Origin of the sequence: Telluria sp. B2 (genome assembly GCF_051789535.1) — a bacterium.
Taxonomy (GTDB): domain Bacteria; phylum Pseudomonadota; class Gammaproteobacteria; order Burkholderiales; family Burkholderiaceae_D; genus Telluria.
The window spans coordinates 846,618-869,055 of sequence record NZ_CP196525.1 but is presented as its reverse complement, the minus strand read 5'-3'; the positions used below and the strand labels follow the sequence as shown (position 1 = coordinate 869,055).

Here is a 22,438-nt window from a genome sequence, read left to right as displayed (position 1 = left end):
GCATGAAAACCATGTTTGAGTTGGATGATGAGATGAAGATTCCCGCCCTATCCCTGCCCCTGGTCCTGCTGCCGGGCTACATGCTTGACGAGTCCCTGTGGGACGAGGCCGTCGACCGGCTGCAATGGGACGCCCCGATTCATCGCCTGCCGCTGGCGCCTGGCGTGACGACGGAAGAGATTGCGCGCAGCGTGGCGCAGGCTGCGCCGGAACGCTTCGTGCTGGTCGGTTTTTCCCTGGGCGGTTATATCGCCCGGAAAGTGGCCGAGCTGTTTCCGGACCGCGTGGCGGCGCTGGTGCTGGTGGCGAGCTCGCTCGAGGTCGACAGCCCCGAACGCGCCAAGGCCAAAGAGGATGCCATCAGGGCGCTCGATCCTGCCACTTTCCGCGGCCTGAGCATGGGGGCGATTGCGCAGTCGCTGCACCCGGAGCGGCGCGGCGACAGGGAGCTGGTGACGCGGATCAGGGAGATGGGGAGGCGGCTCGGTTACGAGGCGATGGTGGTGCAGTCCGGGCTGCAGCGGGATGGGATTGCGGCGGCGTCGCTGACCTGTCCGACGCTGGTGATCGCGGCAGCGCAGGACCCGCTACGCAGTGCGCAGGAAACCGAAGCGCTGGCTGCAGCCATTCCTGGTGCGGCGCTGACGGTCATTGAGCAGTCGGGACACATGCTGCCATTGGAGCAGCCCGAGGCGCTGGTCAAGGCAATCGAAGCGTTTCTCCATAGGCAGAAGAACGCACAGTGATTTTCCGTCGTGGCGTCAAGAAGCGCCCAGTTCAGGAACGCCTGACGGACTGCGCTCAAGAACGCGTGGTCATCGCTGCGCAGCGGTCCGCCTTTTCAATACTCCGGTAGAGCAATCATTTTCACACGGCCAAATGCCATTTCACATCGTGAAGTTTAATGCAGCTCAACCCTGCCATAAAATCCCGTTCTGCAAAATAACTTTCCGCATCATGAAATAAAATCTGCAAGCCATTGAATCTCCAAGTAAAAATATCTGCTGAACTCTTATATAAGATAGAAGATCGACCGCCGAATTGCGTCTATGATGAACTCATCCGCTCACGATTCGCCGCGCAGCACCGCCAGCGGCGAACGCAGGAGATTTCGATTCTTTCTTATGGAGTTCATCATGTCCCAGTACCAGAACGATATCCAGGCCATCACCAGTCTCAAGCAACAGCACGGCAATGGCTGGCATGCGATCAACCCCGAATCCGCAGCCCGCATGCGTGCACAGAACCGTTTCCAGACCGGCCTCGACATCGCCCGCTACACCGCCGGGATCATGCGCCGCGACATGGCGAACTACGACGCCGACCCGTCCAAATACACCCAGTCGCTGGGATGCTGGCATGGCTTCATCGGCCAGCAAAAGATGATCTCCATTAAAAAGCACTTCAACAATACCGAGCGCCGCTACCTGTACCTGTCGGGCTGGATGATTGCCGCGCTGCGTTCGGAATTCGGCCCACTGCCCGACCAGTCGATGCATGAAAAGACGGCGGTGCCCGCTTTGATCAAGGAGCTGTACACCTTCCTGCGCCAGGCCGATGCGCGCGAACTCGGCGGCCTGTTCCGCCAGCTCGACGCCGCGGAAGGCGCAGCGCGCGCCGCGATCCAGGACAAGATCGACAATTTCGTCACCCACGTCGTGCCGATCATCGCCGACATCGATGCCGGTTTCGGCAATGCCGAGGCTACCTACCTGCTGGCCAAGCAGATGATCGAAGCGGGCGCCTGCTGCATCCAGATCGAAAACCAGGTGTCGGACGAGAAGCAGTGCGGGCACCAGGACGGCAAGGTCACCGTGCCGCACGAAGACTTCCTCGCCAAGATCCGTGCCGTGCGCTACGCCTTCCTCGAACTCGGCGTGGACGATGGCCTCATCGTGGCGCGTACCGATTCGCTGGGTGCGGGCCTGACCAAGCAGATCGCCTACACCCGCGAGCCGGGCGACCTGGGCGACCAGTACAACAGCTTCCTGGACGTGGAAGAGGTATCGCTCGATGCGATGACGAATGGCGACGTGCTCATCAAGCGCGACGGCAAGCTGCTGCGTCCGAAGCGCCTGCCCAGCAACCTGTTCCAGTTCCGCGAAGGCACCGGCGAGGCGCGTTGCGTACTCGACTGCATCACGTCGCTCCAGAACGGCGCCGACCTGCTGTGGATCGAAACGGAAAAGCCGCACATCGCCCAGATCGGCGGCATGGTGAAGGAAATCCGCAAGGTGATGCCGAATGCGAAGCTGGTCTACAACAACAGCCCGTCATTCAACTGGACCCTGAACTTCCGCCAGCAGGTCTTCGACAGCATGAAGGCCGAGGGCGCCGATGTGTCGCGCTACGAGCGCTCGCAGCTGATGAGCGCCGAATACGACGACTCGGAACTGGCGCGCGAAGCCGACGAACGCATCCGCACCTTCCAGGCCGACGCATCGCGCGAAGCCGGTATCTTCCATCACCTGATCACGCTGCCCACCTACCATACCGCCGCACTGTCGACGGATAACCTGGCCAAGGAATACTTCGGCGAGCAGGGCATGCTGGGTTACGTGGCCGGCGTGCAGCGCAAGGAGATCCGCCAGGGCATCGCCTGCGTCAAGCACCAGAACATGTCGGGCTCGGACCTGGGCGACGATCACAAGGAATACTTCAGCGGCGAAGCAGCGCTGAAGGCTTCCGGAAAACTCAACACCATGAACCAGTTCTGAGGAAATGCGCACGCACGGGCTCGCCACGGCGAGCCCGTGCTGCCTGATCAGCAGGGCTGCACATCGGGCATCGCACTCTCCCTATCAAGGAATCCACATGAACAGTATGCAAAACGAGGTCCGCGCCACGCTTGCCAGCGCAGGCGTGGCGCCGTGGAACTGCCCGGTCCATGCGTTCGGCCACGACCTGAACCAATGCCACCAGGTCTCCGACGATGACCGGCCGGTTTCCACATCGGCCCGCACACCGGCCGCTTTCTCGTCCTACTGCGCCGATCTTCTTGCCGACCTGCCGCCGCACGGTGCTCGAACGGTCGGCCGGGTTGGCATCATCGGCGCCAATCCCATGAGCCTCGGCCTCGCGGTGAGCCTGCTCGATGCCGACGTCCCGGTGACGCTCCTCGAACGCGAGCGCGCGTCGCTCGACCAGGCAATCGAGCATGCCCGGTCGGGTTACCGGACCGCGGTCGCGAAAGGCGAGCTTGGGCCGGAACAGCGCGACAGGCGCATGGCACTGCTGGCAGGCACGGTAAACTTTCATCATCTGAAAGACTGTGACCTGATTGTCGACGCAGCGTGTACCGACAGGGCAGGCAAAGAGAACTTGTTTCGCCGGCTGGACCAGGTTGCCAGGTCAGGCGCCGTCCTGGCGACCCTGGCTTCGGATGCCGGCATCGACCACATCGCCGGGTGCACGCGGCGTGCGGGCGACGTGCTTGGTTTGCATGTCTCGTCTTCTTCGAATACAGGGGAGATATGGAAGATCGTGCCAGGCAAGGACACTTCAGGTGCAAGCCTGGCCACCGTGATCGCACTTGCCCGGAAACTTCATAAAGTCGCCGCGGTTCCTGGCACCGATCAGGTACTGGAATAGTCTGGCTCGCGGCAGTCCCAGTCACGTAGGCAATCGCTTCTCGGCCACGCAGAAGAGGCGCACGCAATGAGCGCTCGCCCGGCCGCACCCGATGATCCCATACGCCGCGATCAGGCGTCGGGCTGCGGCACGACTCTTATTCGTGCCGATAGGTACGCGGCTCGAGCGTGTGCTCTTCCAGCGGCGGGGCTGGCGCCACGGTGCCGAGGGACTGCGCGGCCGCATCGCGCTTCGGATACGGCGTGCCGTCCTTGTGCGTATAGCTGTCGGTCGTGCCGTCGTACATCAGGTCGATATCGGGATAAGTGGCGCGGTCAGCGGGAATGTTGGGGCCGACCGCCAGGAACAGCGCATTGCCCCAGCTGCGGTTCACCAGATGGTGGCCGTTCGGCTTGCCCGCCGGGAAGGCCGCGCAGTCGCCCGCGCGCATCAGGGTTTCGCCCTCGTCGGTGACCAGGGTCAGTTCGCCCGACACCACCATCACGAACTCGTCCTCGTGGCTATGCCAGTGGCGCTGCGACGAGGCCGCGCCGGGCTTCAGCTCGACCAGGTTGACGCCGAACTGGGTCAGGCCGCCGGCCTCGCCCAGCGCCTGGCGGCTGCGGCCATTGACGATCTCGGCGAAGGGATCGGGATACTTGGTGCCGGTCAGCACCGGGATAACGCTCAGGTCTAGCCGCGACATACTTGCTCCTTGTGGATTGTTTGGGCCGCGGCTGTGACCGGTAGGTAGCTCCCGTCAGCCGCGCTTCTGCACCAGCGTCAGGATATCGTAACTTGCCACCAGTTCGTCGTTCTGGTTGGTGACCTGCACGTCCCAGGCCACCACGCCCTGGCCACGGCCCTGCTCGTCGGTGCGATTCCGGTCGACCTTGCGCTTGCAGGTGAGGCGCGCGCGGATGGTGTCGCCGATCGCCACCGGCGCAACGAAGCGCAGGTTGTCCAGGCCGTAGTTGGCCAGCACCGGGCCCGGCGCCGGCGACACGAACAAACCGGCCGCGGCCGACAGCACGAAGTAGCCGTGGGCGATGCGCTTGCCGAACTGGGTGTCCTTGGCCGCGATCTCGTCGAAGTGCATGTAGAAGTAGTCGCCCGAGATGCCGCCGAAGTTGACGATGTCCGCCTCGCTCACGGTGCGGCGGTGGGTCAGCAGCGAGTGGCCGATTTCCAGGTCCTCGAACCAGCGGCGGAAAGGATGGATCTCGGACTCTTTCACGGCGCCACCGCGCACATACTCGCCCGTCACGGCCGTGAGCATGGTCGGCGAACCCTGTACCGCCGCGCGCTGCAGGAAGTGCTTGACGGCGCGGATGCCGCCCAGCTCTTCGCCGCCGCCGGCGCGGCCCGGACCGCCGTGCTTCAGCTGCGGGAGCGGCGAGCCGTGGCCGGTGCTGTCGACGGCGGCTTCGCGGTCGAGGATCAGCACGCGGCCGTGCGAGGCGGCTGCGATCGGCACCGCATGCGCGGCGATGGCCGGGTCCTTGGTCGCCAGCGTGGTGACCAGGCTGCCGCGGCCGCGCGCGGCCAGGTCCAGCGCCTCGTCGATGTCGCGGTAGGTCATCATGGTGCTGACCGGCCCAAAAGCTTCGATGTCGTGCACGGCGGCGTTGATGGACGCGTTGCGGCACAGGAGCAGGGTCGGCGAGAAGAAGGCGCCGGACGCAGCACCTTCGCCCACCGGGTTGAAGCCATGGTGGGCGCCGAAGATGACCTCGTTGCCGCGCGCGAGCATCTCGACGCGCTCGCTCACGTCGCGGTGCTGGTCCATGGAAGCCAGCGCACCCATGCGCACGCCTTCCAGCTTCGGATTGCCGACCACGATCTTGGCCAGGCGCTCGCGCAGGCGCTCGCCCAGCGCATCGACGTGCTGCTCGGGGACGATGATGCGTCGGATCGCCGTGCACTTCTGGCCGGCCTTGCCGGTCATCTCGCGCGCGACTTCCTTCACGAAGAGGTCGAACTCGGGGTCGTCCGGCGTCACGTCCGGCGCCAGGATGGCGGCGTTCAGCGAATCGGCTTCGGCAGTGAACGGGACCGATTCCTTGATGAGATTCGCGTTGGCGCGCAGCTTGGCGGCGGTGTCGGCCGAGCCGGTGAAGGTGACGGCATCGAAGCCGGTCAGGCGGTCCAGCAGGTCGCCGGTCGAGCCGATCACGAGCTGCAGCGCACCGTCCGGCAGCAGGCCGGATTCATGCATCATCTTGACGACCGCATGGGTCAGGTAGCTGGTCGCGGTGGCCGGTTTGCCGATGCAAGGCATGGCGGCCAGGAAGCTGGGTGCGAATTTTTCGAGCAGACCCCAGATCGGGAAGTTAAAGGCGTTGATGTGCACCGCCAGGCCGCCCTTCGGAACCAGGATGTGGGTGCCGGCGAAGCCGCCGCGCTTGCCGAGGTTCAGCGCCGGGCCCTCGTGCAGCACGTTCGATGAGGGCAGCTCGCGCGAGCCCATGCTGGCATAGGCGAACAGGGTGCCGATGCCCCCTTCGACGTCGACCCAGCTGTCCGGGCGCGTGGCGCCGGTCAGGTGCGAGATCTCGTACAGCTCTTCCTTGCGCTCCATCAGGTAGAGCGCCAGGGCTTTCAGGCGCTGGGCGCGGGTCTGGAAGTCGAGCTTCATCAGGCCGGGAACGCCCGTCTTGCGGGCGTAGGTGACGGCTTCGTCGAAGTCGATCTTTTCGGCGTGGGTGTGATAGACCAGCTGGCCGTCGAGGGCGCTGTGCAGGGGGGTGGCGGCTTCCTGGCCGATCCAGCGGCCGCCGATCCAGCTTTGCAGGGTGCTTGGTTGGTGCATTTTATGTCTCCAATGTGCAGAGGTCACGCGTGGGCACGGGCGCCCACCCTACGGTTGCCACTGCGGTGGCTTCGTTATTCTTTTGGTACGTGGCCGCCGTTGTTGGAAAAATCGAAGACCGGGCGGTTCGGTTCGATCTCCGTAAAAGCTTCGACTTCGCGCATGGTCTTCATCGAGCGCTCGGTCAGCTGGTGGTACTGGCGGGTGCCGAAGCTCTTCCAGGCGATTTCCTCGGGCTTCAGCTCGCGCATCACGCGCGCCGGCGTGCCCATCACCATGCTGCGCGGCGGGATGATCATCTTCGCCTTCACGAAGCTCATCGCGGCGACGATGGCTTCCTCGCCGACCACGGCGCCATCCATCACCACCGCGTTCATGCCGACCATGGCGTTGCGCCCGACGCGGCAGCCGTGCAGCACGGCGCCGTGGCCGATGTGGCCGTCGACCTCGATGACGGTCTCGCCGTCCTCGAAACCGTGCATCACGCAGGTGTCCTGCACGTTGGCGCCCTCTTCCAGGACCAGGCGGCCGAAGTCGCCGCGCAAGGATGCCAGCGGGCCGATGTAGCAGCGCGGGCCGACGATGACATCGCCGATCAGCACCGCGGTCGGGTGCACGTAGGCCGTGGGGTGCACGACCGGGCGCACGCCGTCGATCTCGTAGACCTTGACCATGCTCAGACCCTTTCGATGATCAGGGCGATGCCCTGGCCGACGCCGATGCACATCGTGCACAGCGCGTAGCGCCCGCCCGTGCGCTGCAGCTGGTAGACGGCATGCGTCACCAGGCGCGCGCCGGATGCGCCCAGCGGGTGGCCGAGGGCGATCGCGCCGCCGTTCGCGTTGATGTGCTCGCCGTCGTCGGGCAGGCCCAGGTCGCGCAGCACGGCCAGGCTCTGCGAGGCAAAGGCCTCGTTCAGCTCGACCACGTCCATCTGGCCGATGGTGAGTCCCGTCTGCGCCAGCACCTTCTTCGTCGCCGGCGACGGACCGAAGCCCATAATGCGCGGCGGCAGGCCGGCGGTGGCCATGCCGATGATGCGGGCGCGCGGGGTCAGGCCGAAGCGCTCGGCGGCGGCGCCGGATGCGATCAGCACGGCGCAGGCGCCGTCGTTCACGCCCGAGGCGTTACCAGCGGTGACGGTGCCGTCCGGCGACACCACGCCCTTGAGTTTCGCCAGCGCTTCGATGCTGGTGTCCGGGCGCGGGTGCTCGTCGGTGTCGAACACGCGCGAGTCGCCCTTCTTGCTGTGGATCGTCACCGGCACGATCTCGTCCTTGAACAGGCCGGCCGCGTTGGCGCGCGCCCAGCGCTGCTGGCTGCGGATCGCGAACGCGTCCTGATCAAGACGGTTGATGTTGAAATCCCTGGCCACGTTCTCGGCCGTTTCCGGCATCGAGTCGATGCCGTACTTCGCCTTCATCAGCGGGTTGACGAAGCGCCAGCCGATGGTGGTGTCCTCGATCTTGGCCGCGCGCGAGAAAGCACTCTCCGCCTTGCCCATCACGAAGGGCGCACGGGTCATGCTCTCGGAGCCGCCGGCGATGACCAGGTTGGCCTGGCCCGACAGGATGGCGCGCGCGCCGATGCCAATGGCGTCCAGGCTGGAGCCGCACAGGCGGTTGATGGTGTTGCCCGGCACCTCGGGCGGCAGCCCTGCCAGCAGGCCCGCCATGTGGCCGACGTTGCGGTTGTCTTCGCCGGCCTGGTTGGCGCAGCCCCAGTACAGGTCGTCGACCATGGTCCAGTCCACGCCCTTGTTGCGGTCGATGAGGGCGGCGATCGGCAATGCCGCCAGGTCGTCGGCGCGCACCGAGGCGAGCGAGCCGCCGTAGCGGCCGAAGGGGGTGCGGATGGCGTCGCAGATGAATGCGTCAAGCATGATTCTCTCCTCGTGTTCTTCAGGTGTTCTTCGGGCGCTTGTCGACCACGCGCCGGGCCTTGCCGGTCATGGTGCGTTCGATGCCCATCGGCGGCATCAGGGTCACTTTCGTGGTCACGCCCACATAGGTCTTGATGCAGTGCTGCAGTTCACGGCACAGCGCATCGACGGTGTCCGGCGGCAGGCCGGCTTCGCGCAGTTCGCCGAACACTTCGAGCGTGTCGAGGTGGCCGTCCTTGGCGACGACCAGCTGGTACTGCGGCGCCAGCGCCGGCATCTTCAGCACGAGCTCCTCGATCTGGCTCGGGAACACGTTCACGCCGCGGATGATCAGCATGTCGTCCGAGCGGCCGGTGATGCGACCCATGCGGCGCATGGAGCGCGAAGTCGGCGGCAGCAAACGGGTCAGGTCGCGCGTGCGGTAGCGGATGATGGGCAGGGCTTCCTTGGACAGCGAAGTGAACACCAGTTCGCCCTCCTCTCCGTCGGGCAGGACTTCGCCGGTGTCGGGGTCGATGATCTCGGGGTAGAAATGGTCTTCCCAGATCACCGGACCGTCCTTGCTCTCGATGCATTCGCTGGCCACGCCCGGGCCCATCACTTCGGACAGGCCGTAGATGTCGACCGCATCGATGCCGGCCTCGGTTTCGATCGTGCGGCGCATCTCGTTGGTCCAGGGCTCGGCGCCGAAGATGCCGACCTTCAGCGAAGACTGCGCCGGGTCCAGTCCCTGGCGCTTGAACTCTTCGACGATGTTGAGCATGTAGGACGGCGTGACCATGATGATCGAGGGCTTGAAGTCGCAGATCAGCTGCACCTGCTTCTCGGTCTGCCCGCCCGACATCGGCACCACCGTGCAGCCCAGGCGCTCGGCGCCGTAGTGCGCGCCCAGGCCGCCCGTGAACAGGCCATAGCCGTAGGCCACGTGCACCATGTCGCCCGGACGGCCGCCCGCCGCGCGGATCGAGCGCGCCACCACGCCGGCCCAGGTGTCGATGTCACGCTGGGTATAACCCACGACGGTCGGACGGCCCGTGGTGCCCGACGAGGCGTGCACGCGCACCACCTGCTCGCGCGGCACGGCGAACAGGCCGAAGGGGTAGTTGTCGCGCAGGGTTTTCTTCTCGGTGAACGGAAACTTCGCCAGGTCGGCGAGGGTTTTCAGGTCCTCGGGATGTACGCCGGCTTCGTCGAAGGCCTGGCGGTAGTGCGGCACGTTCTCGTAGGCGTGCTTCAGGGACCATTTCAGGCGCTCGAGCTGCAGGGCCTGCAGTTCGTCGCGGCTGGCGCGTTCGATCGGTTCCAGCTCGCCTGGCGAGGGAATGCGTTGGACCATCTGTGTCTCCTTCTCAGCTTTTTGTCAATCGGTGATCTCGGCCACCATTCCGCTCACGCGGTGCGACTTGCCGCGGAAGAGCGCAATCGTCTTTCCTTCGGCATTGGTCACGGTGACGTCATAGACGCCGGTCTTACCAAGCAGCGCCTGCTCCACCGCCTCGGCCGTCAACAGGTCGCCTTCGCGGCCCGGGGACAGGTAGTCGATGGTGCAGCCGGCGCCGACCGTGTTGAAATTGTGCGAGTTGCAGGCGAAGGCAAAGGCGCTGTCGGCCAGCATGAAGATGAAGCCGCCGTGGCAGGTCGCATGCCCGTTGAGCATGTCGGCGCGCACGCGCATGCTCATGCGCGCATAGCCGGGCCGGATCGCATCGAGCGTCATGCCCAGCGCCTGGCTGGCCGGATCGCGTTCGTACATCGTCTTGCCGGCCAGTTCGGCCAGTGCCTGCGGGTCGTGCAGTTGATTGCCTTGGTGTTCTCTATGCATGGAATCGGGCTCCGGTCGGGTTGGCGGCCAGCTTGCGGCGCAAGAGCGGCGAAACGCGGTAGCGGTCTTCGCCATAGGTAGCGGCGAGGTTCGCCAGCACCGTCACGACATGCCCGATGCCGACAGCATCAGCCCAGGCCAGCGGCCCGCGCGGGTAGTTCACGCCCTTCTGCATCGCGATGTCGACCGCGATGGCGCTGCACACACCCTGGTTGACTGCGTCCGCCGCCTCGTTCGCCAGCATGGCGACGGTACGCATCACGGCCATGCCGGGCACGTCGTCGATGCGCGAAACGTCGAAGCCGGCGGCCTGGAACATGCCGACCACCGAGTAGTAGGCTTCATCGCTGCACTGGTCGGCGCGCGCCAGCGCGATGCGGGTCGCCTTGGCGTGATCCAGCAGCAAATCGTAGACCACCGTGTTCGGGTGGTTGTTGGCGGCGGCGCGCTCGGTGGCGCTGCGGCCGTCGGTGAGAAAGATCGCCGCGCCGTTGCAGTGGAAGGCCGGGGCTTCGTGCTTCTCGGCGCCGGCCAGCGGTTCGTGATGCGTGACCGTGAAGCCGGCGGCGCTCAGGCGCGCTTCCATCGGGCTCAGGATGCTGTTGGTGATTTCGCGGCGCACGCTGATGCCGACCGTGCTCGGGCGCTCCTGTTGCGGCTCGACCCGGGGCGCCGGTTTCGCGGCATCGTCCCCGTAGCGGTAGAAGCCGCGCCCCGTCTTGCGGCCGAGGAAGCCGGCATTCACCAGCTCCTGCTGCAGGATCGAGGGCGTGTAGCGCTGGTCGCCATAGTAGGCGGCGTGCACCGATTGCGTGACCGAGAAGTTGACGTCGTGGCCGATCAGGTCCATCAGTTCGAAGGGACCCATGCGAAAGCCCCCGCAGTCGCGCAGGATGGCATCCAGGGTTGCCGGATCGGCGGCGCGTTCCAGCAGCAGGCGCAGCGCCTCGGCATAGTAGGGACGCGCGACGCGGTTGACGATGAAGCCGGGCGTCGATTTCGCATGCACCGGGTCCTTGCCCCAGGCCTCGGCGGTGGCATGGACGATGTCGGCCACTTCCCTGCTGGTGGCCAGGCCGCTGATCACCTCGACCAGGGCCATCAGCGGCACCGGATTGAAGAAATGCATGCCGACCAGGCGCTCGGGACGGCGCAGCGGCTTGGCGATCGCCGTGACCGAGATCGACGAGGTATTCGTCGCCAGGATGCAGCGTTCGCCGACGATGCCTTCCAGCTCGGTGAAGAGCTGGCGCTTGGCATCCAGGTTCTCGACGATGGCTTCGACAACGAGGGCGGCATCGGCGACCTGGGCCAGCGAATCGACCTTCTGCAGGCGCTCGCGCGCCAGGTCGGCCTCGGTGGCGCCCATGCGGCCCTTCTCGACCAGCTTGGCGTAGACCTTGCCGATCTCATCGATGGCTTTCGCGGCAGCTTCAGGCCGCGTGTCGAACAGGCGCACCTCATGGCCGCTGGCGGCGGCGATCTGGGCAATGCCGGAGCCCATCGCGCCGCTGCCGATCACGGCCACGACGCTGCCCTTGGCGAGTGCTTCCATGCTCACTCCCCCTTGAACTGGGCCGGGCGCTTGGCGATGAAGGCGGCGACGCCTTCGCGGTAGTCGTGGCTGTAGCCCAGCTCGCGCATCATCTCGCCTTCGAGCTTCAGCTGTTCAGGCAAGGTGTTGGTATAGCTGGCCTGCAGCGCTTTCTTGGTGAAGGCCAGGCCCTTGGTGGGTGCGCTGGCGAAGTGCTCGGCCATGGCCAGGGCTTCGTCCATCAACGCCTCGTCCGGCACGCAGCGCCAGATCAGGCCCCACTCCTCGGCCTTCTCGGCCGTGAGCTTCTCGCCCAGCATGGCCAGGCCCGTCGCGCGGGCGTGGCCGATCAGGCGCGGCAGGTGCCAGGTGCCGCCGGTGTCCGGGATCAGGCCCAGCTTGCAGAAGGCTTCGATGAAGCTGGCGGACTTGGCGGCCAGCACGATGTCGCAGGCCAGGGCCAGGTTGGCGCCGGCGCCGGCGGCCACGCCGTTCACGGCGCAGATGACCGGTATCGGCAGGCTACGCAGCGTCATCACCAGCGGTGCGTAGAATTTTTCGACCGATTCGCCCAGGTCCACGCCAGGCGCGCCCGGCGCCACGGCGCGGTCGGCCAGGTCCTGGCCGGCGCAGAAACCGCGGCCGGCGCCGGTCAGCACCAGCACGCGCACCGATTTGTCGGCCTGGAGTTTATCGAGCGCGTCGCGCACTTCGAGGTGCATGACCTGGGTAAAACTGTTCAGGCGGTCGGGGCGGTTCAGGGTCAGGACGGCGACGCCGTCTTCGATCGTAAAAATGATCGATTCGTAGCTCATGGATGTCTCCTCCAGTTTTTGTTAGGTGACTCGAGAAACCGTAGCGAGCGGAAGGAGTTTTGGCCGAGAAGCGCAGCTGTACGCGTAGTACAGCGAGCATCGCAGGTCAAAAATCCGACGCGCAGTAGGTTTATCGAGCCACCGGTTACTCGTGCTGGTCAAAGTCGACGATGACCTTGTCCGTGATCGGGAAAGCCTGGCAGGACAAGACGAAGCCGCGCGCCACCTCGTAGTCTTCCAGCGCGTAGTTCACGTCCATCTCGACATTGCCCTCGACGACCTTGCAGCGGCAGGTCGAGCAGACGCCCCCCTTGCAGGAGTAGCGCATGTCGATGCCCGCGCGCAGGCCGGCGTCGAGGATCGATTCCTTGTCCTTGTCCATCGTGAAGCTGGCGGCGCTGCCGTCCATGATCACGGTGACCTCGGTCTGGTGCGCGGCGCCCACCTCGATTTTCCTCGGTTTGTGCTCGTGCTTGGGAATGCTGGCGGCAAAGAGCTCGATGCGGATCTTCTCCTTCGCCATGCCCGCTTCCTGCAGCGACCTGGAGACGCCGTGCATCATGTCTTCCGGACCGCAGATGAAGGCGACGTCGATGTCCTTGATGTCGATCCAGTGCTTGAGGAAGGCGCTGCACTTCTCGCCGGTGATGCGGCCGTTGAACAGCTCGATGTCCTGCTGCTCGCGGCTCATCACGTAGACGAGCTTGAGGCGGCCCATGTACATGTCCTTCAGGTCGGTCAGCTCGTCGCGGAAGATGACGGAAGACGAGGCGCGGTTGCCGTAGACCAGGGTGAAGCGGCTCTTTGGCTCGGCCTGCAGCGTCGTTTTGATGATCGACAGGATGGGCGTGATGCCGCTGCCGGCGGCAAAGGCGAGGTAATGGCGTTCGCTATCCGGGTCGAGCGGCACGTTGAAGTGGCCCATCGGCGGCATCACCTCCAGGGTGGCGCCCGGCTGCAGGTGTTCGTTGGCCCAGCTCGAGAACAGGCCGCCCGGGGTGCGCTTGATCGCCACGCGCAGCTGCTCGTCCTGCACCGCCGAGCAGATCGAATAGGAGCGGCGCACGTCCTCGCCGTCGATCATGGCGCGCAGGGTCAGGTGCTGGCCCTGCTGGTAGGCGAAGGTCTGTTTCAGTTCCGGCGGCACGGCGAAGGTGACGGCGACCGCGTCGCGCGTCTCGTGCTTCACCTTGGCGACAGTCAGTGGATAGAATTTGCTCATAGTTTAAGCTTTAATGCGCTTGCTTTAATGGCACTTGAAGTAATCGAAAGGCTCGCGGCAATCCAGGCATTTGTACAAGGCCTTGCACGGGGTCGAGCCGAACTGGCTGGTCAGCTGGGTATGCTTCGAGCCGCAATGCGGGCAGGCGACTTCGGGCTCGACGAAAGCAGACCGTTTGACACCGCCGCGCAGGCCGCTGATGTCGATTGCCTGTTGTACCGGTGGCGCGATGCCGTAGCCCTTCAGGGCGGCCTTGCCGGATTCGCTCATCCAGTCGGTGGTCCAGGCGGGCGACAGCTGGGTCACGATGCGCAGCTTGTCGATGCCGCGCGCATGCAGGGCTTCGCTCACCGCGTCCGAAATGACCTGCATCGCCGGGCAACCCGAGTAGGTCGGTGTGATCGTTACCACGCACTCGTCGCCGTCAAACGCGACGTCGCGTACGATGCCCAGGTCCACCACCGAGATCACCGGGATCTCGGGGTCGGGCACCTCGCCGAGCCAGGTCCAGACCTGCTCGATGCTGACGCCCTGGGCAATCATCACCACTCCGCTCCCGGGTAGGCCCGTTGCAGGAACTGCATCTCGGCCAGGATGTAGCCGAGGTGTTCACTGTGGCGGCCCTGCTTGCCGCCGCGCTGCATCCAGGCGTCGGGGGCAGGCATGGTAAGCGTGGCCTCGGCGAAGATCTCGCCGACGTGCTCGAGGAAAGCGGCGCGCAGGCCCTCGACCGGCGGGGCGATGCCCTGCTCGACCATGGCGTTGTCGATCTCGTCGTAGATGAACACCTCGCCGGTGTACATCCAGAGTTCGTCGGCCGCCGTCTGCATCTTCGCGTGGCTGATGTCGGTGCCGTCGCCCAGGCGCACCACCAGATCTCCGCTGCGGCGCAGGTGATAAGTCACTTCCTTCACCGATTTCTCGGCGATTTCGGCGATGCGGCGGTCGCTGGACTTCAGCAGGCCCTGCATCAGGAAGTAGTGCCAGGTATCGAAGAAGAACTGGCGCATCATCGTGTCGGCATAGCTGCCGTTCGGCTGCTCGACCAGCAGGACGTTGCGGTATTCGTGGGCGTCGCGGTGGAAGGCGAGGCGGTCTTCGTCGCGCCCCTTGCCTTCGAGCTCGCCAGCGTAGGTCAGCCACATGCGCGTTTGACCTAATAAGTCGAGCGCGACGTTGGTCAGGGCCATGTCTTCTTCCAGGGCCGGGCCCTTGCCGCAGAGCTGGGAGAGCTGCTGCGAGAGGATCAGGGCGTTGTCGCCCTGGCGCAGCAGATACTCGATCTTTGCATCCATGGCCGCGCTCACAGGTTTTTCACTTCTTCCGGCATCGGGAAGAAGGTCGGGTGGCGGTAGACCTTGCTGTTGGCCGGCTCGAACAGCGCTTCCTTGTCGGACGGGCTGGAAGCGACGATGTCGGCGGCGCGCACGACCCAGATCGACACGCCTTCGTTGCGGCGGGTGTAGACGTCGCGTGCGTTGTTGATCGCCATCTCGGCGTCAGGGGCGTGCAGGCTGCCGACGTGCTTGTGGGCGAGGCCGTGCTGGCTGCGGATGAAAACTTCCCACAGGGGCCATTCTTTGCTCATGGTTGTCTCCAGTGATGCTGGTGTTTGTTCTGGTGCTGCCCGTTTTGCGGGCGACGTTTTAACGCCGGCGGTGCAAGGAGCCGTGCGTAACGCGTGGGCACGGAGTGCCCACCCTACGGTTAGCCGCCGCAGCTATTTATGCTGCGGCTTTTTTGGCGGCTTTTTTTTCGGCGTGGGCGACCAGGGCGTCGCGGAACCATTCGCCGTCTTCATACGCCTTCACGCGGGTGCGCAGGCGCTCGCGGTTGCAGGGGCCGTTGCCCTTGAGGACGTTGTGGAACTCGCTCCAGTCGATCTCGCCGAAGTCGTAGTGGCCGGTCTCCTCGTTCCATTTCAGGTCGGGGTCGGGGATCGTCAGGCCCAGGTATTCGGCCTGCGGCACGGTCTGGTCGACCATGCGCTGGCGCAGTTCGTCGTTCGAGAACAGCTTGATGCGCCACTTGCTCGACTGCGCGCTGTTCACCGATTCGGCGTCCGACGGGCCGAACATCATCAAGGACGGCCACCACCAGCGGTTCAGGGCATCCTGCGCCATCGCCTTCTGCTCGGGCGTGCCCTTGGCCAGGCTCATCATGATGTCGTAGCCCTGGCGCGCGTGGAAGGACTCTTCCTTGCAGACGCGGATCATGGCGCGTGCATAGGGACCGTAGGAGCAGCGGCAGAGCGGGATCTGGTTGATGATGGCCGAGCCGTCGACCAGCCAGCCGATCGCGCCCATGTCGGCCCAGCTCAGGGTCGGGTAATTGAAGATGCTCGAGTACTTCGCCTTGCCCGAGTGCAGGGCGGCGAGCAGTTCGTCGCGCGAGACGCCCAGGGTTTCTGCGGCGCTGTACAGGTAGAGGCCGTGCCCGGCTTCATCCTGGATCTTGGCCAGCAGAACGGACTTGCGCTTCAGCGTAGGCGCGCGGGTGACCCAGTTGCCTTCCGGCAGTTGGCCGACGATCTCGGAGTGCGCGTGCTGGGAAATCTGGCGGATCAGGGTCTTGCGGTAAGCCTCGGGCATCCAGTCCTTCGGCTCGATCTTGATGCCCTCGTCGATACGGGCCTGGAATGCCTGTTCCTCGGCACTCATGTCATCTTGCGTCTGGACCTTTTTCAGGCCCGTTTCCACCATCTGCGCGTACATGGTCTGTCTCCCATTGCAAACATCGTGAAAGGATAATACGATACAAAAAACGAGATGTACACCGAAATTTTGAATCATATTGAGAAGCAACAGCGACAGGATTCCATGAAGCAAATGACCAGCCACGAGTGGATTGCCCACTGCCTCGCCATCGATCCGCCACGCTCGAAATCCCTGGTCATGACCGTGATGGGGGACGCCATCGCGCCGCACGGCGGCGCGGCCTGGCTGGGCAGCCTGATCGAGCTGCTCGGCCCGCTCGGCGTGACCGACCGCCTGCTGCGCACCAGCGTGTTCCGCCTGGTGCAGGAAGGCTGGCTCACGGCCAGTCGCGAGGGCCGGCGCAGCCGCTACGCCTTCGATCCGAAGTCGCTGCCGCGCTTCCAGCGCGCCGACCGCCGCATCTACGCCCCGCCCGGACTGCACTGGGACGGCCGCTGGACCCTGGTCCTGGCGCCGAACGGCAGCATCGACGGTGAACTGCGCACGGCGGTGAGGAAAGAGTTGCAGTGGGAAGGTTTTGCCATGCTGGGGCCGGGCCTGCTGGCGCATCCGGCGGCCGACGTCGACGGCCTGGCCAACGCCCTGGCGCGCACCGGGGCCGGCGGCAAGGTGTTCGTGTTGACGGCGGCCGAATTGCCGGACGCCGGTTCGCGGCCGCTGCGCGAACTGGTGGACGAAGGCTGGGACCTGACCGCCGTGGCGCAAAGCTACCGCGACTTCATTGCCCGCTTCACCCCGCTCCTCGCCCTGCTGCGCGACGAAGGCGAGGTGGCGCCGCGGGCGGCGTTTGCGATCCGCTCGCTGCTGATCCACGCCTACCGGCGCTTGCAGCTGCACGACCCGCTGCTGCCGGTCGAGCTGCTGCTCGATCCCTGGCCGGGGTCGGATGCCTACGAGGTGGCGCGTGCGGTGTACCTGCTGGTGTATGCGCAGGCCGAGCTGCATATCGATGCGGTGCTGCGGCGCGAGGATGAGGCGGCGCCGGCGGCGGACGAGGCGTTCTATCAGCGCTTTGGCGGGTTGCGCGGCTGATCAGGCGTTCCATACAGCGTGGACACAGGTGTCCACGCTGTATCATCAGTCGCGTCATCCGCGCCCTGAAACCTGATTCCACCCGATTCATGCCGCACGAAACCGGGTATCATCTCGGCTTTACGCCATTCACCCGGGACACACCATGTCTATCAAGATCAGCAGCCAGTTCGACGCTGGCGCCATCGAGGTCGTGAACGCCACGAGCGCGAACGCCATCGACCTGAACATCCGCAAGGATTCGCACGCCGACATCATCCAGTGGTTCTACTTCCGCCTCCAGGGCGCGCAAGGCCAGGCCTGCACCATCCGCTTCCTGAACGCCGGCCAGGCCGCCTATCCGGCCGGCTGGGAAGGCTACCAGGCAATGGCGAGCTACGACCGCGTCAACTGGTTCCGCGTGCCGACTTCCTATGACGGCCAGGTCATGACGATCGAGCACACCCCGGGCATGGACAGCGTCTACTACGCCTACTTCGAGCCCTACTCCTGGGAGCGCCACCTGGAGCTGCTCGACCGCGCCCAGATGAGCGAGCACGTGCGCATGGTCGACCTGGGTTCGACCGTCGACGGCCGCGACCTGAACATGCTGGTCATCGGCGAACCGTCGCCGGAAAAGAAGAAGGTCTGGGTCATCGCGCGCCAGCACCCGGGCGAAACCATGGCCGAGTGGTTCGTCGAAGGCATGCTCGACGCCCTGCTCGACCCGGCCCACCCGTTCGGGCGCCAGCTGCTGAACGAGACCGTGTTCTACGTGGTCCCGAACATGAATCCGGACGGCTCCGTCCGCGGCAACCTGCGCACCAACGCGGCCGGCGCCAACCTGAACCGCGAGTGGCTGAACCCGACCATGGAACGCAGCCCGGAAGTATTCCTGGTCAAGCAGAAGATGCATGAAACCGGCGTCGACCTGTGCCTGGACGTGCACGGCGACGAAGGCCTGCCGTATGTCTTCGTGGCCGGCAGCGAATCCCTGCCGAACTTCACGCTTGAACAGGCCGCGGCGCAGAAGCGCTTCATCGCCGACTTCAAGATCGCCAGCCCGGACTTCCAGGACGTGCACGGCTACGGCGAATCGCCCTACACCGAAGAGACGCTGACCATGGGTTCGCCCCACATCACCCACGCCTTCGGCTGCCTGTCGCTGACCCTGGAACTGCCGTTCAAGGACAACGCCAACGATCCGGACCCGCAGGTCGGCTGGGACGGCGCGCGCAGCGCCCGCCTCGGCGCCGCGGTGCTGCAGCCGGTGCTGCAGTCGGTCCGCGCGATCAAGTAAGCAGTTCATCCGACGATGCCCCGCCTGCCGGGGCATTTTCTTTTCCCTTTTTAAGACCAGCACATCATGTCCGTTTTCGCCGCACCCGTCTTCGACGCCACCGTCATCTATAACGGCCAGGAGCTCTTCAAGGGCCAGGGCGCTGCCCGGGGCTGGGCCGAGAAGGTCGCCAAGGAACTCGAGACCGAGATCACGGTCGAGAAAATCGGCACCGGCTGGGCGCTGCGCGGCCAGGTCGACGGCGTCGACGTTACCTGGGGTATCTACGGCCAGCGCCTGAGCCGTATCGAGGCCGCCTGAACGGCAGATATTGTGGCCGTTAGGCAACGCGTCGCGGGAGCCTGCGTTTGCCGAAGCACTCTATAATGCATTATCGGCAATGCCGGCAGATGCCGGCGGGGCCATCACAACCGGTCGGGATGCGACGGCTCCATGCCGCCAGCGGCGCAGCAGTTGATCCCGCCCCATCCATAGGCCGTTCATGAACACCGCATCCCCCTCGCACGGCGCACTCCCTGGCGCATCCCCGCGCATGTCCACCGGTATCCCCGGCCTCGACGACATCTTGGCGGCGGCCTGACCCCGCAGCGGGTCTACCTGGTCGAGGGCACGCCGGGCACGGGCAAGACCACGCTGGGCCTGCAATTCCTGCTCGACGGCGTGGCGCGCGGCGAGAGCGGCCTGTACATCACCCTGTCGGAGACCGCGGACGAACTGCGCGCCGTCGCTGCCAGCCATGGCTGGTCGCTCGATGCGCTGGCGATCCACGAGCTGGCCGGCGACGAGGCGCTCGACCTCGATTCCCAGCAGTCGGTGTTCCACCCCTCGGAGGTCGAGCTGGGCGAGACCACGCGCAAGGTGATGGACGAGGTCGACGGCCTGAAGCCGGTGCGCGTGGTGTTCGACAGCATGTCCGAGATGCGCCTGCTGGCCCAGAATCCCTTGCGCTACCGGCGCCAGATCCTCGCGCTCAAGCAGTTCTTCGCGGCGCGCGCCTGCACCGTGCTGCTGCTCGACGATAAATCCAGCGCCTCGGACCAGCACCTGCACAGCATCGCCCACGGCGTCATCAGCCTGAAGCAGATCGCCAAGGAATTCGGCAAGGAGCGGCGCCGCGTGAACATCGTCAAGATGCGCGGCATCCGCTTCCGCGGCGGCTTCCACGACTACAACCTGGACACCGGCGGCATCGTCATCTACCCGCGCCTGGTGGCGGCCGAGCACATTCGCGACTTCGCGCCGGCCGTCAGCTCCAGCGGCGCGGTCGGCTTCGACCGCCTGCTGGGCGGCGGCCTGGTGCGCGGCACGAATACCCTGATGGTGGGGCCATCGGGCATCGGCAAGACCACCCTCTCGGTGCGCTGCCTGCTGGCGGCGCTCGAGCGCGGCGAAAAGGCATCCTTCTACCTGTTCGACGAGGGCCTGGGTACCTTCTTCGCGCGCAGCGCGGCGCTCGGCATGAACCTGCGCCCCTACGTCGACAATGGCCAGCTGCGCATCTCCCACATCGACCCGGCCGAACTCTCGCCCGGTGAATTCGCCCAGATGCTGCGCGACGCAGTCGAGCTGCACGGCGTGCGCTTCATCGTCATCGACAGCCTGAACGCCTACCTGCAGGCGATGCCGGGCGAGCAGTACCTGACGCTGCAGATGCACGAGCTGCTGTCCTACCTGAACCAGCAGGGCGTGACCACGGTGCTGGTGCTGGGCCAGCATGGCCTGATCGGCGAAGTGCGCAGCGACGTCGACCTGAGCTACCTGTCCGACACCACCGTGCTGATGCGCTTCTTCGAATCGGACGGGCGCCTGCGCCGCGCGCTCACCGTCATCAAGAGCCGCACCGCGACCCACGCGCTCACCATCCACGAACTGCAGCTCGGGGCCGACGGCATCCGCATCGGCGAGCCGCTCGAGGGTTTCGAGGGCGTGTTGACCGGCCTGCCGACCTATCGCGGCAAGACGCCGATGATGGCGACCGATTCCGATGCCGTCCGCTAGCATTGTCGACGAACGCGTCCTGATTTTCGCGCCGCGCGGGCGCGACGCCGAAGTCATGTGCTCGGTCCTCGCTGCCGACGGTTTCGGTTGCGACACCGCGGCCGGCTTCGAGGCCTTCGTCGAACGCATCGAGGCCGGTGCCGGCGCGGCCATCATCGCCGAGGAAGCGCTGGCCGGCGTCGACCTCGCCCGCCTGCGCGCCTGGCTCGGGCAGCAGCCGCCCTGGTCGGACTTCCCCTTCGTGGTCCTGCTGGGCAAGGCCATCGGCCCGGCGCCGGAGGGCGCGCGCGCCCGCATCCACGAACTCGGCAACGTGATCCTGCTCGAGCGCCCGATCAATACCCAGACCCTGCGCAGCGCCGTCGCTTCGGCCCTGCGTGCGCGGCGCCGCCAGTACCAGGCGCGCGACGTGCTGGCCGACCGCGAGCGCACCGCCGCCAGCCTGCTGCAAAGCCAGCAGGCCCTGGTCAACCTGAACGAAACGCTGGAAGTGCGCATCGAGGAGCGCACGCGCGCCCTGGCCCAGGCCAACGACCGGTTGATGAACGAGGTGATCGAGCGCGAGCGCGTCCAGCAGGCGATGGTCCAGTTCCAGAAGATGGAAGCGATCGGCCGCCTCACCGGCGGCATCGCCCACGACTTCAACAACCTGCTCAACGTGGTCCAGGGCAGCATGGACCTGATCCTGCTGACCTCGAAGGACGAGGCGGCGAAGCAGCGCGCCGACATCACGCGCCGCGCCTGCCAGCGCGGCGGCAAGCTCACCAGCCAGCTGCTGGCCTTCTCGCGCAACCAGAGCCTGGACCTGCGCCGGCTCGACGTCGGCGCCCTGTTCGAAGGCGTGCGCGAGCTGGTCGCCACCTCGCTCGGTTCAAGCATCCGCCTGCATTTCGAGGTCGAAGCGCCCGGTACGAGCGTGATGGCCGATACCAATCAGATGGAGATGGCGCTCCTGAACCTGGCGATCAACGCGCGCGACGCGATGCCGGGTGGCGGCGAGCTGCGCTTTTCGGCGGGACCGGCCACGCCGCCCGCGGGCCTGCTGCCGGAAGGCGACTATGTGCGCATCGCCGTGACCGACGGCGGCGAAGGCATGCCGCCCGAGATCGCGGCGCGTGTCTTCGAGCCCTTCTTCACGACCAAGGGCGTGGGCAAGGGAACGGGGCTGGGGCTGAGCCAGGTCTACGGCATGGCGCAGCAGTCGGGCGGCGCGGCGCGCATCCTGAGCGAGGCCGGCGTCAGCACGACGGTCGAGATCTGGCTGCGCGCGGCCGGAGGGAAAGACGACGCGGCAGCGGCGCCCGCAACGATGTTGCCGCCGCCACGCCGCAGCGGCCATATCCTGGTGGTCGAGGACGATGATTTCGTGCGCCAGTCGATGGTGGAATCGCTCGAGGCGCTCGGCCACACGGTGGCGCAGGCGGCGGACGGCGAGGCGGGCCTGCGCGAACTGCAGCGGGCGCGCCCCGACCTGATCATCACCGACTACCTGATGCCGGGCATTACTGGCGCCGAGCTGGTGCAGCGGGCGCGGCGCAGCTTTCCGGAGGTGCCGATGATGATCGCCACCGGCTATGCCGACATGCGCGCCATCGAAGAGGTGATTGCGGAAGACATGGTGCTGCGCAAGCCCTTCCAGCTGGCCGAACTGGCGGCGAGCGTGGAGCGGGCGCTGGGAAAAAATGGGAAAGCGGCCGGCGGGGCGACCAGGGGCTAGCCGGCTTCAGTTCCCGGCTTCAGGCGCGATGCACGCCC

General features: G+C 65.8%; 20 protein-coding genes and 1 pseudogene. 8 read left to right on the top strand and 13 right to left on the bottom strand.

From position 1 onward, the window contains the following. Nucleotides 1-2 precede the first annotated feature (2 nt). From ACSUZJ_RS03960 to ACSUZJ_RS03950, 3 genes are all read left to right on the top strand, one after another. Complete coding sequence (locus ACSUZJ_RS03960; protein ID WP_499413500.1) at nt 3-746, top strand: alpha/beta fold hydrolase; 744 nt, start codon at nt 3-5, stop codon at nt 744-746. Nucleotides 747-1,136: 390 nt separating this feature from the next. Continuing rightward, a complete protein-coding gene (locus ACSUZJ_RS03955) occupies nt 1,137-2,717 on the top strand; it encodes an isocitrate lyase (protein WP_499413498.1) in 1,581 nt (526 codons plus the stop codon). Between the two features lie 97 nt (nt 2,718-2,814). Next, complete coding sequence (locus ACSUZJ_RS03950) at nt 2,815-3,591, top strand: 3-hydroxyacyl-CoA dehydrogenase NAD-binding domain-containing protein (protein WP_499413496.1); 777 nt, start codon at nt 2,815-2,817, stop codon at nt 3,589-3,591. 136 nt (nt 3,592-3,727) lie between these two features. Here ACSUZJ_RS03950 and ACSUZJ_RS03945 read toward each other — a convergent pair whose 3' ends face one another. From ACSUZJ_RS03945 to paaA, 13 genes are all read right to left on the bottom strand, one after another. Next, a complete protein-coding gene (locus ACSUZJ_RS03945; RefSeq protein ID WP_499413494.1) occupies nt 3,728-4,276 on the bottom strand; it encodes a cupin domain-containing protein in 549 nt (182 codons plus the stop codon). A gap of 54 nt (nt 4,277-4,330) precedes the next feature. Beyond that, nucleotides 4,331-6,382 (bottom strand): phenylacetic acid degradation bifunctional protein PaaZ, encoded by a 2,052-nt coding sequence (paaZ, locus tag ACSUZJ_RS03940; RefSeq protein WP_499413492.1) that lies wholly within the window; start codon nt 6,380-6,382, stop codon nt 4,331-4,333. A gap of 74 nt (nt 6,383-6,456) precedes the next feature. After that, a complete protein-coding gene (locus tag ACSUZJ_RS03935; protein ID WP_499413490.1) occupies nt 6,457-7,056 on the bottom strand; it encodes a phenylacetic acid degradation protein PaaY in 600 nt (199 codons plus the stop codon). 2 nt (nt 7,057-7,058) lie between these two features. Next, on the bottom strand, nt 7,059-8,264 hold the full coding sequence (gene pcaF / locus ACSUZJ_RS03930) for a 3-oxoadipyl-CoA thiolase (protein ID WP_499413488.1): 1,206 nt from the start codon (nt 8,262-8,264) through the stop codon (nt 7,059-7,061). A gap of 19 nt (nt 8,265-8,283) precedes the next feature. Beyond that, nucleotides 8,284-9,600: a phenylacetate--CoA ligase PaaK gene (gene paaK / locus ACSUZJ_RS03925; protein ID WP_499413486.1), complete on the bottom strand. Its 1,317-nt coding sequence runs from the start codon at nt 9,598-9,600 to the stop codon at nt 8,284-8,286. A gap of 24 nt (nt 9,601-9,624) precedes the next feature. Then, nucleotides 9,625-10,086, bottom strand: coding sequence for a hydroxyphenylacetyl-CoA thioesterase PaaI (gene paaI / locus ACSUZJ_RS03920; protein ID WP_499413484.1), 462 nt, complete (start codon nt 10,084-10,086; stop codon nt 9,625-9,627). Next, nucleotides 10,079-11,641 (bottom strand): 3-hydroxyacyl-CoA dehydrogenase PaaH, encoded by a 1,563-nt coding sequence (paaH, locus tag ACSUZJ_RS03915; protein ID WP_499413482.1) that lies wholly within the window; start codon nt 11,639-11,641, stop codon nt 10,079-10,081. The genes paaI and paaH overlap by 8 nt, the downstream gene beginning before the upstream one ends. A 2-nt stretch (nt 11,642-11,643) precedes the next feature. Next, a complete protein-coding gene (gene paaG, locus ACSUZJ_RS03910) occupies nt 11,644-12,435 on the bottom strand; it encodes a 2-(1,2-epoxy-1,2-dihydrophenyl)acetyl-CoA isomerase PaaG (protein WP_499413480.1) in 792 nt (263 codons plus the stop codon). 145 nt (nt 12,436-12,580) lie between these two features. Then, nucleotides 12,581-13,657 carry a 1,2-phenylacetyl-CoA epoxidase subunit PaaE gene (paaE, locus tag ACSUZJ_RS03905; RefSeq protein ID WP_499413478.1) on the bottom strand — a complete coding sequence of 359 codons (1,077 nt, stop codon included), beginning with the start codon at nt 13,655-13,657 and terminating at the stop codon, nt 12,581-12,583. Nucleotides 13,658-13,681: 24 nt separating this feature from the next. After that, on the bottom strand, nt 13,682-14,200 hold the full coding sequence (gene paaD, locus ACSUZJ_RS03900) for a 1,2-phenylacetyl-CoA epoxidase subunit PaaD (protein WP_499413476.1): 519 nt from the start codon (nt 14,198-14,200) through the stop codon (nt 13,682-13,684). Next, nucleotides 14,200-14,952 carry a 1,2-phenylacetyl-CoA epoxidase subunit PaaC gene (gene paaC / locus ACSUZJ_RS03895; RefSeq protein ID WP_499413474.1) on the bottom strand — a complete coding sequence of 251 codons (753 nt, stop codon included), beginning with the start codon at nt 14,950-14,952 and terminating at the stop codon, nt 14,200-14,202. Before paaC ends, paaD begins: the two co-directional genes overlap by 1 nt. Before the next feature lie 8 nt (nt 14,953-14,960). Continuing rightward, entirely contained in the window at nt 14,961-15,245 is a 285-nt protein-coding gene (gene paaB / locus ACSUZJ_RS03890) for a 1,2-phenylacetyl-CoA epoxidase subunit PaaB (protein ID WP_020651929.1), read from the bottom strand. 136 nt (nt 15,246-15,381) lie between these two features. Then, nucleotides 15,382-16,371, bottom strand: coding sequence for a 1,2-phenylacetyl-CoA epoxidase subunit PaaA (gene paaA / locus ACSUZJ_RS03885; RefSeq protein ID WP_499413471.1), 990 nt, complete (start codon nt 16,369-16,371; stop codon nt 15,382-15,384). 105 nt (nt 16,372-16,476) lie between these two features. Between paaA and paaX the strand changes: the two genes are divergently transcribed. The 5 genes and pseudogenes from paaX to ACSUZJ_RS03860 all read left to right on the top strand — a co-directional run bounded on the left by paaX (nt 16,477) and on the right by ACSUZJ_RS03860 (nt 22,400). Continuing rightward, nucleotides 16,477-17,406 (top strand): phenylacetic acid degradation operon negative regulatory protein PaaX, encoded by a 930-nt coding sequence (paaX, locus tag ACSUZJ_RS03880; RefSeq protein ID WP_499413469.1) that lies wholly within the window; start codon nt 16,477-16,479, stop codon nt 17,404-17,406. A 145-nt stretch (nt 17,407-17,551) separates the two neighbouring features. Further along, nucleotides 17,552-18,685 carry a M14 family metallopeptidase gene (locus ACSUZJ_RS03875; RefSeq protein WP_499413467.1) on the top strand — a complete coding sequence of 378 codons (1,134 nt, stop codon included), beginning with the start codon at nt 17,552-17,554 and terminating at the stop codon, nt 18,683-18,685. 66 nt (nt 18,686-18,751) lie between these two features. After that, entirely contained in the window at nt 18,752-18,985 is a 234-nt protein-coding gene (locus tag ACSUZJ_RS03870) for a hypothetical protein (protein ID WP_499413465.1), read from the top strand. A gap of 181 nt (nt 18,986-19,166) precedes the next feature. Beyond that, nucleotides 19,167-20,683, top strand: a pseudogene (locus tag ACSUZJ_RS03865) (ATPase domain-containing protein). Continuing rightward, nucleotides 20,670-22,400, top strand: coding sequence for a response regulator (locus ACSUZJ_RS03860; protein WP_499413463.1), 1,731 nt, complete (start codon nt 20,670-20,672; stop codon nt 22,398-22,400). Before ACSUZJ_RS03865 ends, ACSUZJ_RS03860 begins: the two are co-directional and overlap by 14 nt. Nucleotides 22,401-22,438 lie beyond the last annotated feature (38 nt).

Excerpts from the sequence above, each read along its gene's own strand:
- ACSUZJ_RS03960 (WP_499413500.1), top strand. The coding sequence starts at position 3 with ATGAAAACCATGTTTGAGTTGGATGATGAGATGAAGATTCCCGCCCTA.
- ACSUZJ_RS03955 (WP_499413498.1), top strand. The coding sequence starts at position 1,137 with ATGTCCCAGTACCAGAACGATATCCAGGCCATCACCAGTCTCAAGCAA.
- ACSUZJ_RS03950 (WP_499413496.1), top strand. The coding sequence starts at position 2,815 with ATGAACAGTATGCAAAACGAGGTCCGCGCCACGCTTGCCAGCGCAGGC.
- ACSUZJ_RS03945 (WP_499413494.1), bottom strand. The coding sequence starts at position 4,276 with ATGTCGCGGCTAGACCTGAGCGTTATCCCGGTGCTGACCGGCACCAAG.
- paaZ (WP_499413492.1), bottom strand. The coding sequence starts at position 6,382 with ATGCACCAACCAAGCACCCTGCAAAGCTGGATCGGCGGCCGCTGGATC.
- ACSUZJ_RS03935 (WP_499413490.1), bottom strand. The coding sequence starts at position 7,056 with ATGGTCAAGGTCTACGAGATCGACGGCGTGCGCCCGGTCGTGCACCCC.
- pcaF (WP_499413488.1), bottom strand. The coding sequence starts at position 8,264 with ATGCTTGACGCATTCATCTGCGACGCCATCCGCACCCCCTTCGGCCGC.
- paaK (WP_499413486.1), bottom strand. The coding sequence starts at position 9,600 with ATGGTCCAACGCATTCCCTCGCCAGGCGAGCTGGAACCGATCGAACGC.
- paaI (WP_499413484.1), bottom strand. The coding sequence starts at position 10,086 with ATGCATAGAGAACACCAAGGCAATCAACTGCACGACCCGCAGGCACTG.
- paaH (WP_499413482.1), bottom strand. The coding sequence starts at position 11,641 with ATGGAAGCACTCGCCAAGGGCAGCGTCGTGGCCGTGATCGGCAGCGGC.
- paaG (WP_499413480.1), bottom strand. The coding sequence starts at position 12,435 with ATGAGCTACGAATCGATCATTTTTACGATCGAAGACGGCGTCGCCGTC.
- paaE (WP_499413478.1), bottom strand. The coding sequence starts at position 13,657 with ATGAGCAAATTCTATCCACTGACTGTCGCCAAGGTGAAGCACGAGACG.
- paaD (WP_499413476.1), bottom strand. The coding sequence starts at position 14,200 with ATGATTGCCCAGGGCGTCAGCATCGAGCAGGTCTGGACCTGGCTCGGC.
- paaC (WP_499413474.1), bottom strand. The coding sequence starts at position 14,952 with ATGGATGCAAAGATCGAGTATCTGCTGCGCCAGGGCGACAACGCCCTG.
- paaB (WP_020651929.1), bottom strand. The coding sequence starts at position 15,245 with ATGAGCAAAGAATGGCCCCTGTGGGAAGTTTTCATCCGCAGCCAGCAC.
- paaA (WP_499413471.1), bottom strand. The coding sequence starts at position 16,371 with ATGTACGCGCAGATGGTGGAAACGGGCCTGAAAAAGGTCCAGACGCAA.
- paaX (WP_499413469.1), top strand. The coding sequence starts at position 16,477 with ATGAAGCAAATGACCAGCCACGAGTGGATTGCCCACTGCCTCGCCATC.
- ACSUZJ_RS03875 (WP_499413467.1), top strand. The coding sequence starts at position 17,552 with ATGTCTATCAAGATCAGCAGCCAGTTCGACGCTGGCGCCATCGAGGTC.
- ACSUZJ_RS03870 (WP_499413465.1), top strand. The coding sequence starts at position 18,752 with ATGTCCGTTTTCGCCGCACCCGTCTTCGACGCCACCGTCATCTATAAC.
- ACSUZJ_RS03860 (WP_499413463.1), top strand. The coding sequence starts at position 20,670 with ATGCCGTCCGCTAGCATTGTCGACGAACGCGTCCTGATTTTCGCGCCG.